Here is a 13,005-nt window from a genome sequence, read left to right on the forward strand (position 1 = left end):
CGGGTTCAGGGCAGCTCGGCCAGAACCGCGTCCGTGAACGGGGTCCACGCCTCCGCCGCCCACGGGCCGAAGGCGCGGTCGGTCAGGGCGACGCAGGCGACGCCCGCCACCGGGTCGATCCACAGGAACGTGCCCGACTGGCCGAAGTGCCCGAAGGTGGCGGGGGAGGACGTGTTCCCCGTCCAGTGCGGGGACTTGGAGTCGCGGATCTCGAAGCCGAGGCCCCAGTCGTTCGGGTTCTGGTGGCCGTAGCCGGGCAGGACGCCCTTGAGGCCCGGGTGCACGACGCTCTGGGCCTCCAGGACCGTACGCGGGTCGAGGAGGCGCGGGGCCTGCACCTCGGCGGCGAAGCGGACCAGGTCGTCCACCGTCGAGACGCCGTCGCGGGCCGGGGAGCCGTCCAGGGTCGTGGAGGTCATGGCCAGGGGTTCCAGGACCGCCTGGCGCAGGTACTCCGCGAACGGGATGCCGGACGCCTTCGCGATGTGGTCGCCCAGCACCTCGAAGCCCGCGTTGGAGTACAGGCGCCGGTTGCCGGGCGGGGCCGTCACCCGGTGTTCGTCGAAGGCGAGGCCGCTGGTGTGGGCGAGCAGGTGGCGGACCGTGGAGCCCTCGGGCCCGGCCGGCTCGTCCAGCTCGACGGCCCCCTCCTCGTACGCCACCAGCGCCGCGTAGGCCGCGAGCGGCTTGGTGACCGAGGCGAGGGGGAAGCGGTGTCCGGTCGGCCCGTGCGTGCCGAGGACCGTGCCGTCCGCCCGGACGACGGCGGCCGCCGCCGTCGTGACCGGCCAGGTGTCGATGATGCGCAGGCTCTCCATGCGTCCGAGCCTAACGGCCGCACCCGGCAGCCCGCCCCGGGCCCCTGGGCGCCCGGGGCAGAGTGGTCCGGCGGAGGTCCCGGGGTGCCCGGGGGAGGGCGGTCGGGTCGGGGTCCCGGGGTGCCCAGGGGCCGGGCGGTCCGGTCGGGGCCCCGGGTGGCCGGGGGCGCGGCTCTGTGCCTGCCCCGGGGCGGCCTGCGGGGAGCCGAGGCCCCGGGGCGGCCTGCGCCGCGCCCCCCGGGCCGCGGGGCATCACGCGGCCAGCGGCTCCAGTGGTGCCAGCCGGGTTCCCAGCGCCATGATCCGCATCGCCCGTTCCGTCGCGTCCGCCAGGAACTCGCCGCTCCGGCCGATCGCCTCCACCAGCGTCATCGGCGCGGGCAGGATCGCGCTGTACGCGTCCACGCCCACCGCCCGCACGTCCTGCGCCCCCGGCCCGATCGTCCCCGCCAGCACCAGGACCGGCACCCCCGCCGCCCTGGCCCGCCGCGCCACCTCCGCCGGGATCTTCCCGCGCACGGTCTGGTGGTCCAGCGCCCCCTCCGCCGTGATCACGAAGTCGGCGCGGGCCAGGCGGGCGTCCAGGTCGAGACCGTCGAGCAGGACGTCGTAACGGGGGAGGAGGCGGGCGCCCACGGCCGCCAGCCCGGCCCCGAGGCCGCCGGAAGCGCCCGTACCGGGTGCCGTACGCAGATCGGGGGCCGGGGCCCCGGGCGGCGGGGCGAAAGCCGGGGACACATCCCGGGTGAGGACGGCGGCCAGCCGCTCCAGGCCCGCCGAGAGCAGCTCCACCTCCGCCGGGGTCGCCCCCTTCTGCGGCCCGAACACCCGGGCCACGCCGCGCTTCCCGCACAGCACGTTGTACGGGTTGCAGGCGACCAGCAGTCCGGCGTCGGCCAGCCTGGGGTCGAGGCCGGACGGATCGATGCGCTCCAGTTCGTGCAACGCACCTCCACCCGGCCGGAGTTCACGGCCGTGCCGGTCGGTCAGCCGGGCCCCGAGCGCCCGGAGCGCGCCCGCGCCCCCGTCCGACGTACCGGAGTCGCCGCAGCCGACGAGGATGCGCCGCGCCCCGGTATCCAGGGCCGCCCGGATCAGCTCGCCGACACCGTACGTCGTCGTCGCGCCCGGATGGCGGCGGTCCGGCGGGACCAGGGCGAGGCCCGCGACGGCCGCCATCTCCACGACGGCGGTCAGCGGGCCGGGTCCGCCCAGCAGCGCGAAGTGCGAGGCGACCGGCTCGCCCACGGGGCCCGTCGCCGTGCACGGCACCAGGCGGCCGCCGCCGGCCAGGGCCAGCGCCTCCGCCGTCCCCTCGCCGCCGTCCACGAGAGGGATGAGGTCGAGATCGGCGTCGGGGAGCACCCGGCGTACCCCGGTGGCGATGGCCTCCGCGACCCGGGCGGCCGACAGGGACTCCTTGAACCCGCTGGGGGCGATGGCGATGCGGTGAGCGGGACGGACGGGACGGGTCATGGCTGGGTCTCCAGGAGGACGGGCACGCCGAGCAGCGGCCAGACGACGAGCGCGAAGGCGAGGACGAGGGCCGCCGTGAGCGGCGCGAGGAGGGCGGACAGCCGCAGCAGGTCGCGCGGGGTGTACGTGGGGGTGCCGGGCACGTCCGCGAAGAGCGCGACCGGCTTCGCCGAGGACGGCAGGGTGTGGCAGAAACCGGCGGCGGCCGTCGACGCAAGCGCCGCCGTCACCGGGTTGACCCCGGCCCCGACCGCCGCCGCGACCACCAGCGGGACGAGGACGGAGGAGCGGGCGGAGCGCGACTGGAGCGCCAGATGGGCGGCCGTGCTGACGACGACCACGCCGGCCAGGAACAGCCACGGGGGCGTGGACGCCCCCAGGGGGATCCACCCCACCAGCCAGCCGGCCGCACCCGAGTCGGAGAGCGCGACGCCCATCGCCATCGTGGCGGCCATGAACAGCAGCAGCGGCCAGGGAACCGATCGCAGGCCGTCCTTGAAGCGGACCGTGCCCAGCGCCGGAGAGGTCGCCACCAGCGCGCCGATCAGCGCGACCACGGCGGGTGACACCCCGTGCAGCGGCTCGCTGCACCACAGCAGGACGACGGTCGCCAGGAGCAGCAGGCACCGGGACTCCGCCAGCGTGAACGGGCCCTCGACGGCCGTCCCGGAGTGCTCCTGGATCTGTCCCGCCGTGATCGTGACCGGACCCTTGCGGTCGGCCCGCCGGGTCGTCGTCAACAGCACAAGCTCGGCGGCGAGATGGGACGAGACGACGGCCAGCGGCAGCCCGAGGACCAGCCAAGGGACGAAGCCCAGCCGCTCCCCGGTCTGCTCCCACAGCACCCCGACCGTGATCAGGTGCGCGCCCGCCCCGATCAGCGTCGCGACGGCGGACAGCAGGATGACGGTGGGGAAGAGCAGCGCCAGCATGACGACGAGACGCCCGCGCTCACGGAGTGCGGCCGCCAGGGCCAGGAACACCGGAAGGGCGAGCGCGGCCCGCCCCGACGTGGCCGGCACGGCGAACGCGGTGACGACGAGACCGGCCGTGGTGAGGTGCACCAGTTGGCGTACGGTCCTGGCCCCGCCGACGAGGAAGACGGCGGCCCGGCCCGCGAGACCGGTCCGGGTCACGGCGGCGGCGAGGACGAAAGCGCAGATCAGCAGCCAGACCGTCTCGTCTCCCAGGGTGGCGAACAGGGTCTCGCTGCTGATCACCCCCGTCACCGTCAGCGCCAGGCCCGCGCCGAGCGCGATGTAGGCGTCGTCCACCGGGGTGGCGATCCAGGCGGCGGTGGCCAGGGCGAAGACGGCGAGCGAGAGCCGCCCGTCGGCGCCGAGGCCGGGGGTGGCGCCGGGGACGGCGAGGAGAGCGCAGAGCCCGAGGACGGCGCAGAGGCCGACGGTCTGCCGGAGAGGGAGAGGCACGCTGTACAGCCTCGGAAGGCGGGGTGAGCGCTCGATGAGCCGCCCGTGAAGGACCCTTCATCTCCGGTGCTCCGGTGCTCGGGCCCTCGGGGCGGACCGCCGCCGGGGGCGGAGCAGCCCCGCACACGGACGCCGGGGCCCGGACCGCTCGCCGGTGTTCCCTTCCTCCGGCCGGACCGCCGCCGGACGACCGGGGCGGCCCCGCACGCGCACGCCGGGGCCCGGTCCGTTACGGCAGCCGGTACCCCATGCCCCGTACCGTCTCCAGCCGTTCGGCCCCCAACTTCCGGCGCAGTGACCGGACATACACGTCCACGATGTTGGAGCCGGGGTCGAAGTCGTACCCCCACACGTGCGACAGGATCTGCTCGCGCGACAGCACCTGGCCCGGGTGGCGCAGGAACATCTCCAGCAGCACGAACTCGCGCGCGGTCAGGTCCACCGTCCGGTCCTCCGCGCGGGCCCGGCGCGTCCGCAGGTCCAGGGCGAGGCTGCCGCTGCGCAGCAGGGTGACCTCCGGGGCGCGGGCGGCGGTGCGTTGCCGCAGCCGTACCCGGGCGAGCAGCTCCTCGAAGCGGAACGGCTTCGTCATCCAGTCGTCGGCCCCGCCCTCCAGGCCCGCCACCGTGTCCCGGACCGAGTCGCGGGCGGTGAGCACGATCACCGGCAGCGTGACGCGTGCCTCGCGCAGTTCACGCAGCACGGTGAACCCGTCCCGGCCCGGCAGTCCGATGTCGAGCACCATCAGGTCGAACCCGCCGGTCAGCGCGTGACCGAGCGCCAGGTCGCCGTCCTCGGCGACGACCGTGGTGAAGCCGTTGGCGCGCAGGCCCTTCTGGACGAACGAGGCGATGCGCTCCTCGTCCTCCGCGATCAGGACGCGGTTCATCAGCCGGTCTCCAGGGTGAGTACGAAGGTGGCTCCGCCGCCCTCGGTCGGGCGGAGTTCGACGTGGCCGTGGTGGCCCTCCGCGATGGCTCTGACGATGGCGAGGCCGAGACCGGCCCCGCTGGTGCGGGTGCCGCGCCGCGACGTGCCCCGGCGGAACCGCTCGAAGATGACCTCGGCGTCCTGGGGCGGAATGCCGGGCCCGTGGTCGGCGACGTACAGCTCGACGAGGTCGGCCTCGGCCCGGCCCGCCCGGTCCCGTCCCGCCTCGGCCCGGGAGCCGACGGCCCGCGAGCCGATCCGGATGCGCCCGCCGGGCGCGGTGTGCTGGACGGCGTTCTGCGCCAGCTGGACCATCGCCTGCGTCATCCGCTGCGCGTCCAGGCGCACTTCGCGGTCCGCGACCCCGTCGAGCACCCACTCCCGCTCGCCGAGCGTCCGCACCTTCACGAACACGTCGGCGGTCAGCTCCGCGAGCTGGACGGGCTCGGGGGTGACGAAGTCGGGGCGCTCGGCCCCCGCGAGCAGCAGCAGGTCCTCCACGATCCGGCTCATCCGGTCCAGCTCGTCCGTGACCAGCCGCACCGTCTCCTCCCGGTCCGCCGGATCGTCGCCCATCAGCTCCAGGTGGCCCCGGACGATGGTGATCGGGGTGCGCAGTTCGTGCCCGGCGTCGTCGACGAAGACCCGCTGCGCGGCGAACGCCCGCTCCAGCCGGTCCAGCATCGCGTTGAACGTCTCGGCGAGGGCCGCGATGTCGTCCCGGCCCTCCACGGGAATCCGCCGGGTCAGGTCCTGCTCGGTCAGCTCCGCCGCCGTCGTCCGCACGAGCCGGACGGGCGCGAGGATACGCCCGGCGACGGCCCAGCCGATCCCGGTCGTCATCAGCAGGGCGACCCCGGACAGGGCGAGCAGCATCCAGAACGTCCTGTCCGCGACGGCCCGTTCGCGCTCCGGGTGGAAGGCGACGACGAACGCCCCGGGCCGCCCGCCCGCGGACGGCCCGATCTCGACCTTCGCCCAGCGCACGTCGCCCTGAGGGCGCTCCAGAGTGCCGAAGGAGTCCTCGGAGGCGCGGATGCGGGTGAGGGAGCCGGTGTCCTGCCACAGGGCGATGCCCCGGGGCAGATCGCGGCGCTGCCGGATGACGTCGGGCCGGTCGCCGGCCGGGCCGGTCAGCCCCAGCAGCTCCTCGTCCGGGTCGGCGTACTGGCGTTGCAGATAGACGCGAAGCAGCCGGTCGGCGGTGGCGAACCGGCCGCCGGTGTCCGGGTCCACCCCCTGCGGAACGAAGTTCGCGAACTCGCCGGTCTCCTGCGTGAGCAGTTGGCTGATGCGGTGGTCCACGTCCCGCTGGAGGATCGAGCGGACGGTGACGGCGACCGCGCCCAGCGCGAGAGCCATCACGACCAGCAGCCACAGCAGGATCCTCACCCGGGCGGAGATCCTCCAGAACCCCAGGGGCGACCGGCTAACCGTCATCACCGAAGTCGTCGTCATCGTCGTCGTCGGCCGCGGAGGGGCCCGGGACGACGGAGCTGTCCGGGGTACGGGTCGGGGCGGCGGAGCCGCTCGGCGCCGGGAAGCCGCCCGGGGAGGCGGCACCGTCCGGCGACGGTGTGGGGCGAGGGCTCTCCTCCAGGTGGACGGTGGGCGGCACCTTCGGTGCTTCCGAGGTGTCGGTCATGGCATAGCTGGTGGCCGCTATGCCCAGCGGCACGGCGACGACGGCTGCCAGGGCCGCCAGACGAGGTGAGAAAGCCATGCGTTCACCCTGACGGTCCCGGGCGGTACGAACATGAAGCGAGGATGAACATTCCTTCATCTTGGACAAAGGAGACATAGGGGCAGGGCGCGTCCGGTCGGTGGGGTCCGGGGCGTCGGCCCCCGTTCCGCTTGCTTCGAGTGCACTCCAAGGATCTAGCGTGGAACACATGACGGAGCACCCCCGCCCCGCGGGCCAGGACAGCTACTCGATCAGCGAGGTCGTCGCCTTCACCGGACTCACCGCGCACACCCTGCGCTGGTACGAGCGCATCGGCCTGATGCCGCACGTCGACCGGTCGCACACCGGCCAGCGCCGCTTCAGCAACCGCGACCTCGACTGGTTGGCCTTCGTCGGCAAGCTGCGGCTGACCGGAATGCCCGTCGCCGACATGGTGCGGTACGCCGAGCTGCTGCGCGAGGGGGAGTCCACCTTCGAGGCACGGCAGGAACTGCTGGAGGCGACCCGCCGCGATGTGATCTCGCGGATCGCGGAGCTCCACGACACCCTCGCCGTCCTCGACCACAAGATCGATTTCTATGCGGGCGCCCGCCGGGCGCCGGAGAGGCACAGTGCCTGATGACTGTTGACACGATCGCCACCGTCGAGCTGGGAGCGGGCGGACCGCAGGTCGGCGTCCAGGGCCTCGGCTGCATGGGCATGAGCGAGTTCTACGGCGACACCGACGAACGCGCCGCCCGCGACACCCTCGACGCCGCCCTGGAGGCCGGAGTCACGCTCTTCGACACCGCCGACGCCTACGGGCGCGGGGCCAACGAGGAGTTCCTCGCCCCGTTCGTCGGGGCCCACCGGGACGAGATCACCCTCGCCACCAAGTTCGCCCTCGTCCGCACCGACGACCCCCACTACCGGGGCATCAGCAACGACCCCGCGTACATCCGTACCGCCGTCGAGGCGAGCCTGCGCCGGCTGAACACCGACGTCATCGACCTCTACTACATGCACCGCCGCGACCCGGCCGTCCCGTTCGCCGAATCGGTCGGCGCACTGGCGGAGCTGGTCCAGCAGGGCAAGGTCAGGCAGCTCGGGCTGAGCGAGGTGACCGGCCCCGAACTGCGCGAGGCGCACGCGGTGCACCCGATCGCCGCCCTCCAGTCGGAGTGGTCCCTCTTCAGCCGGGACGTCGAGAAGAGCGCCGTCGGCGCGGCGGCCGACCTGGGCGTCACCCTCGTCCCGTACTCCCCGCTCGGCCGGGGCTTCCTCACCGGGGCGTTCACCGACGCGGGCAAGGACCTGTCCGAGGGCGACTTCCGCAAGCACCAGCCCCGGTTCACCGGCGACAACGCCCGGACGAACGCGGCCCTGCTGGAGCCCGTCCACACGATCGCCGCCGCGCACGGGGCGACGGCCGCACAGGTGGCCCTCGCCTGGGTCCAGCAGCGCGCCGGGGTCCACGGCCTGAACGTGGTCCCGATCCCCGGCACCCGTAAGCGCGGCCGCCTCCTGGAGAACGTCGCGGCGACCCGGCTGACCCTCACGGCGGACGAACTGGCCGCGCTGGAGCCGATCGCGGGCCGGGTGGCGGGGGACCGCTACCCGGACATGAGCAGTACGTCGGCGGCGCGGGAGGAGTAGCCCGGAGGCGTACGCGGTGATCGCCTGGCTCATGAAGTCCATACCGTTCATGAGCTCATGGGAATCACGGGGTTCGCGGGGTTCACGAGGGCCGTGGTGGCTGAGCACGACCGAGCGATCCTCCCCGGGCCACACCGCCGTCCCCTCACGCCAGCCCCAGCGCGAACACCGCGAACCCCGCCGCGAGCACCCCGGCCAGCGCGCGGCGGGCGTTCGCGGCGCGGGTGCCCGATTCCCACGGGGCCTCGAAGCGGCGCGCGTACCGGGCGGTCAGCACCAGCAGCCCGGTGAACACCGGCAGCCACGCCGTCCGGGCGAGAATCCAGCCCACCGTGTCCGGCGCCGTCGTCAGCCCCGCCACCGCCGTGCCACCGGCCCCCGCGAGCGAGGCCGGTACGGCGGCGGCCAGCATCGCGCTCTGGTGCCAGCACAGGATCGTCATCGCCGACAGGTTGATCACCACCACCGGAGCCCAGAGCAGCGGCCTGCGCAGCAGCCGCCCGAGCCGGTCGCGCAGCAGGATCGCCGCCCCGCTCTGGGCCGCCGCCAACGCCACGACCAGCAGCGACGGCGGATGCGAGTTCGTCCGTGCCTCACCCGGCACCCCGACCATCGACGCCGGGTAGTGGAAGACCAGCAGCAGCACGGCGAACAGCACGGCGCCACCGGTCAGCAGCAGCCGGGCCCCGCGCCTCCCGATCCGGCCCTCGCCCCAGGACACGCCGAGCTGATACGCGAACAGCCAGCCGGGCAGGACGTTGAGCACGCCGAGCCAGGAGGGCATCGCCTCCGCGTACGGCCCGTAGCGCAGGAAGTCCACGACGGCGACGAAGGCCGTCAGCGGGAGCGCCGCCCAGCCGCCGAGTCCGCGCGCCGACGTGACGCAGACCGGGGTGAGAGCGGTGACCACGGTGTACACGCCGACGAACCAGAGCGGCTGGATCACCAGCGTCGCCCCCGTACGCAGCGTGTCACCCGGGACGCCCAGCGCGGAGAGCGCCGCGAGCAGCACCGCCCACACGGCGCTCACCCCGAGGACCGGCCGGCCGAGGCGGGCCAGCCGGCCGCCCAGCCAGGCTGCCGTCGTCGAGGCCCGGCGGCGGTAGGAGAGGACCGAGGCGTACCCGCCGACCAGGAAGAAGATCCCCAGCATCTGGAGCACCCAGCTCGCGGGGGCGAGCGCGCCGAACGCGGCCAGCGGGCTCGCGTTGTGCAGGCCGTCGGCGTCCAGCCGGAACCCGCCCAGCATCCAGTGACCGAGCGGCACGGCGAGCAGGGCCAGGGCGCGCAGGCCGTCGACGGCACGGTCACGGTGGGCGGGGGTGGCGGTGTCGATACGGGCGGCGAGCCGCCGCGCGTTCTCCCGTACGGCGTTCATCGGGCCGCCCCTTCCGGGACCGTCGCGTTCGCGGAAGCCTGTGCGCCGGCCGGGACCGTCGCGTTCGCTGAAGCCAGTGCGCCGGCCGGGACCGTCGCGTTCGCTGAAACCTGTGCGCCGGCCGGGGGCTGCGCGTTCGCCGGAGCCTGTGCGTCCGCCGGGGACCGGGCGCCTTCCGGTGGGGCCGTGCCCCGGGCGATGGCGGCGAAGGTCCGCAGCGAATCCGTCCCCGGCGCGAAGTAGCCGGCATGCCCCCGGGCCTCGTCCGCCGGTACGCGGCGGGCGCCGAACGCCGGGTCGGTCGGGTCCGTGCCGTGGCCCAGCCCCGCGAAGCGCACGTTCGGCACGTGGTCGATCCAGTCGGTCGGGTCCTTGGCCGCCCACACCCGGGCCTTCGTCCGCAGCCCCGCGGCATCGTCCGCCCGCATGCCGGGGGAGCCGAGGACCACCAGGTCGGTGGCGGGGAGGCGGTGTGCGGCGATCCCGCAGACGACGGAGCCGTAGCTGTGGCAGAACACGGCGGGCTCGGGCAGCCCGTCCGCCCTCAGCCCCTGCGCGAACCGGGTCAGCCGCCCGGCGCCCGCCTCCGCGAGGCTGCCGGTGGCCGCGTCGATGCCGACGCCCACCGGAGTGGTGTAGCCGACCCATGCGACGACGGCCGTCCCCGGACCGGCCGCCGTGTGCAGGGTCCTGGCCATCCCGGGCGGGGCCCCGTGCGCGGCGACCCTCCGGTCGAAGGTCCCGGCGTCGTTGTCGGACCCGGGCACCACCACGGAGACGCGGCGCGCGGTGCGCAGGTCCCCGAAGACCTCGGCGACCTGGCCGCGCCCGCGCGGGTCGAACGCGAGGATCTGCCGGCCGGGGGCGGCGAGCGAACGGTAGCGGGGGTCGTCCTCGGCCGCCAGGGCAAGGGAGTTGGCGCGGTAGCGCAGCTCCAGCGGCGCCCCGTCGAGATTCCCGACGACGGACGGATGCCGGACCAGCAGCAGGTGCTGTTCGGCGGTGCTCAACCGCGCGAAGAAGCGTGCGACACCGGCAGGTGCCGTGTGCTCCGGGTCGGGCAGCTCCGCGCCCAGCACCCGGTCGGCCCGCCACTGGGCACTGCCGGGCGGAGGCCCGGTCAGCGCCTGCTGCGCGTTGCCCGAAACCCAGCCGGTGGTCCCCGCCGCCACGCCGGCGGCCAGTACGAACGCGACCAGGGTCCTCGCGTATCGGCGCATCGTGCCCTCCCTCTCCGGATCCGCACCGACCGGTGCGACCGGGAGGACGGTAGGAAGAGGGCGGGTGACGCGACGTCACACCGGGGAGCCAACCACGGAGTGATACCGGAGTAGGGGGTGGAGGACCCGCGGCGGCCCCGCACCCGGCGCCGACGGGCCGGGCCCCGCCCGGTCGCTACGCCCCCGCGTCCCCCGGCGTCACCAGCCCCGACTCGTACGCGAAGATGACCGCCTGTGCCCGGTCCCGCAGGTCCAGCTTGGCCAGCACCCGCCCGATGTGCGTCTTCACGGTCTGCTCGGCCAGCACCAGGCGCCCGGCGATCTCCCGGTTCGACAGCCCCCGGGCGATCAGCTCCAGCACCTCGCTCTCGCGCGGGGTCAGCCCGTTGAGCCGGAGCGCCTGCCCGGTGCGCGTCGCCCCGGCGGGCCGCTGCGCCGCGAAGTCCGCGATCAGCCGCCGGGTCACCGAGGGCGCGAGCAGCGCGTCCCCGGCCGCCACCACCCGTACCGCCGCGATCAGATCGGCGGGCGGTGCGTCCTTCAGCAGGAACCCGGACGCTCCGGCGCGCAGTGCCTCGTAGACGTAGTCGTCCACGTCGAACGTCGTCAGCATCAGGACCTTCGGCCGGTGCACCACCCCCGCCGGCGGGTTCAACAGCTCGCGTGCGGCGGCCAGTCCGTCCATCTCCGGCATCCGCACATCCATCAGGACCACGTCGGGACGCTGGTTGCGGCTGACGTGCACGCCCTGACGGCCGTCCGCCGCCTCGCCCACCACGTCGATGTCGCTCTGAGCCGCCAGCAGCGCCGCGAACCCGGCCCGCACCATGGCCTGGTCGTCGACGATGATCACGCGGATGGTCACAGATCCTCCGGAGCAGGGGGTACGGAAGGGGAGTCGGGCGGGGGAGCGGCGGAGGAGTCCGCCGGGTTCAGCGGCATCCGGGCGGCGACCCGGAACCCGCCGTCGGGCAGCGGCCCGGTGTCCAGCGTGCCGCCGGTCAACCGTACGCGCTCGCGCATCCCCACCAGTCCGTGCCCGGTCCCGGCGGTCTCCAGCGGCGAAGCGGGCTTCGGCGCGGGCCCGTTGACGACCAGCACGTGGAGATGGCCCGCCGACGGCCGGACCGAGACCCGGGTGCGCGCACCCGGCGCGTGCCGCACCACGTTGGCCAGTGCCTCCTGCACGATCCGGTACGCCGACAGATCCACCGCCGACGGCACCTCGCCCGGATCCGCGGCGAGCGACAGCTCCACCGGCAGCCCCGCCCGCACCGTCGCCTCCACCAGCTGCTGGAGCCGGTCCAGGCCCGGCTGCGGCGCCCGGTCGCCCCCGCCGCTGTCGCTGCGCAGCACCGACAGCAGCCGCCGCATCTCGCCGAGCGACTCCCGCGCGGCCGCCGCGATGGAGGCGAACTCCTCCCGCGCGGGCTCCGGGAGACCGGAGATCCGGTACGGCGCGGAGTCCGCCTGGACGGTGATCACCGACATGTGGTGCGCGACCACGTCGTGCAGCTCACGGGCGATCCGCGTCCGTTCCTCCAGCAGTGTGCGCCGGGCCCGCTCCGCCTCGCTGATCGTCTCCTGTTCGGCCAGCCGGCGGGTCGCCTCGCCCCGCTCCCGTACCGCCGCGCCGATCACCAGCACCACCGCGCCGAGGATCGGCAGCAGCAGGGCGCTTCCGGTGTTCCGGTCCGAGGGCGCGACCAGGTGCAGGACCGCCCCCGCCGCGGCCGTCACCGCCCACACCGCGACGACGGTCCGCCGGGTCTCGCGCAGGCCGAGGGCCAGCAGCAGGAAAAGGCAGGCGATCAGGGTCGGCGGGGGCCACGGCCAGCTGTCGTGCTGCCCGGGGCCGTGGGCCAGCAGCACCAGCGCGCTCAGGATGTCGGCCGGGAAGATGATCCACCACGCCTGGAGGGGCCGGTGGGCGAGCATCAGCAACGGAGCCGACTGAGCCACGCCGAGCGCCCCGGCCAGCGCGCCCGGCACGCCGTACTCCGAGGCGAGGACGGTGATGGTGATCGGGATGAAGGTCGCGGCCAGGGAGAGCACCACGACGTACGGCAGCAGGCGCTGCCACGGCTTCGGCGCGCCCGCCAGCAGCGGCGTGGACGGATGGGAGGGGTGGGACAGCCCGTGGGCCAGCTCGCGCAGATTGCGGCGGGCGGCGCTGAGCAGGCCGTCGGCGGGCGGCGGGGGCCCGGCGGGGGAAGGAGAGGGAGAAGTGGCCATGGCCCGGTCAGCCTAAGGGCTGTCCCGCAATCCCTGCCGGGCGCACGACGACAGCTACGGCGCCTCGCCGCGTTGTCGGAACGCCCGAATACATCCAGTATGCGGACGTCCCTCCGCCTTGCGATGCACCGCATCTGACGCCGCGCGCTGATCCGGCAAGGATTACGGGACAGCCCTTAGGCAGGCGAAAGCCCCTCGG

General features: G+C 74.6%; 12 protein-coding genes. 2 read left to right on the top strand and 10 right to left on the bottom strand.

Annotated features, from left to right (window positions below; all coding sequences use genetic code 11):
* Nucleotides 1–5 precede the first annotated feature (5 nt).
* The 6 genes from KME66_RS24840 to KME66_RS24865 form a co-directional block, all read right to left on the bottom strand.
* Nucleotides 6–818 (bottom strand): serine hydrolase, encoded by an 813-nt coding sequence (locus KME66_RS24840; RefSeq protein ID WP_073218651.1) that lies wholly within the window; start codon nucleotides 816–818, stop codon nucleotides 6–8.
* Between the two features lie 252 nt (nucleotides 819–1,070).
* On the bottom strand, nucleotides 1,071–2,294 hold the full coding sequence (locus tag KME66_RS24845; protein WP_216326050.1) for a glycerate kinase: 1,224 nt from the start codon (nucleotides 2,292–2,294) through the stop codon (nucleotides 1,071–1,073).
* A complete protein-coding gene (locus KME66_RS24850; RefSeq protein ID WP_216326053.1) occupies nucleotides 2,291–3,724 on the bottom strand; it encodes an SLC13 family permease in 1,434 nt (477 codons plus the stop codon). Before KME66_RS24850 ends, KME66_RS24845 begins: the two co-directional genes overlap by 4 nt.
* Before the next feature lie 229 nt (nucleotides 3,725–3,953).
* Nucleotides 3,954–4,613: a response regulator transcription factor gene (locus KME66_RS24855; RefSeq protein ID WP_216326056.1), complete on the bottom strand. Its 660-nt coding sequence runs from the start codon at nucleotides 4,611–4,613 to the stop codon at nucleotides 3,954–3,956.
* The gene (locus KME66_RS24860) at nucleotides 4,613–6,094 is read right to left on the bottom strand and encodes a cell wall metabolism sensor histidine kinase WalK (protein WP_216326060.1); all 1,482 of its coding nucleotides are present in this window, start codon (nucleotides 6,092–6,094) and stop codon (nucleotides 4,613–4,615) included. The genes KME66_RS24855 and KME66_RS24860 overlap by 1 nt, the downstream gene beginning before the upstream one ends.
* Nucleotides 6,084–6,377: a small hydrophilic protein gene (locus tag KME66_RS24865; protein ID WP_073218641.1), complete on the bottom strand. Its 294-nt coding sequence runs from the start codon at nucleotides 6,375–6,377 to the stop codon at nucleotides 6,084–6,086. The genes KME66_RS24860 and KME66_RS24865 overlap by 11 nt, the downstream gene beginning before the upstream one ends.
* Nucleotides 6,378–6,546: 169 nt before the next feature.
* Here KME66_RS24865 and KME66_RS24870 point away from each other — a divergent pair, with 169 nt between their 5' ends.
* Nucleotides 6,547–6,957 carry a MerR family transcriptional regulator gene (locus KME66_RS24870; protein ID WP_030708023.1) on the top strand — a complete coding sequence of 137 codons (411 nt, stop codon included), beginning with the start codon at nucleotides 6,547–6,549 and terminating at the stop codon, nucleotides 6,955–6,957.
* Nucleotides 6,957–7,973 (top strand): aldo/keto reductase, encoded by a 1,017-nt coding sequence (locus KME66_RS24875; RefSeq protein ID WP_216326063.1) that lies wholly within the window; start codon nucleotides 6,957–6,959, stop codon nucleotides 7,971–7,973. The genes KME66_RS24870 and KME66_RS24875 overlap by 1 nt, the downstream gene beginning before the upstream one ends.
* A gap of 145 nt (nucleotides 7,974–8,118) precedes the next feature.
* On the opposite strand, the gene KME66_RS24880 is transcribed toward KME66_RS24875, so the two are convergent.
* The 4 genes from KME66_RS24880 to KME66_RS24895 all read right to left on the bottom strand — a co-directional run bounded on the left by KME66_RS24880 (nucleotide 8,119) and on the right by KME66_RS24895 (nucleotide 12,806).
* Entirely contained in the window at nucleotides 8,119–9,351 is a 1,233-nt protein-coding gene (locus KME66_RS24880; protein ID WP_216326077.1) for an acyltransferase, read from the bottom strand.
* Nucleotides 9,348–10,571 carry an alpha/beta hydrolase gene (locus KME66_RS24885; protein ID WP_253208474.1) on the bottom strand — a complete coding sequence of 408 codons (1,224 nt, stop codon included), beginning with the start codon at nucleotides 10,569–10,571 and terminating at the stop codon, nucleotides 9,348–9,350. Before KME66_RS24885 ends, KME66_RS24880 begins: the two co-directional genes overlap by 4 nt.
* Nucleotides 10,572–10,746: 175 nt before the next feature.
* Nucleotides 10,747–11,436 (bottom strand): response regulator transcription factor, encoded by a 690-nt coding sequence (locus tag KME66_RS24890; RefSeq protein ID WP_216326080.1) that lies wholly within the window; start codon nucleotides 11,434–11,436, stop codon nucleotides 10,747–10,749.
* On the bottom strand, nucleotides 11,433–12,806 hold the full coding sequence (locus KME66_RS24895) for a sensor histidine kinase (protein ID WP_216326083.1): 1,374 nt from the start codon (nucleotides 12,804–12,806) through the stop codon (nucleotides 11,433–11,435). The genes KME66_RS24890 and KME66_RS24895 overlap by 4 nt, the downstream gene beginning before the upstream one ends.
* Between the last annotated feature and the right edge of the window lie 199 nt (nucleotides 12,807–13,005).

It is taken from the genome of Streptomyces sp. YPW6 (assembly GCF_018866325.1).
In the GTDB taxonomy this organism is placed as follows: Bacteria; Actinomycetota; Actinomycetes; order Streptomycetales; family Streptomycetaceae; genus Streptomyces.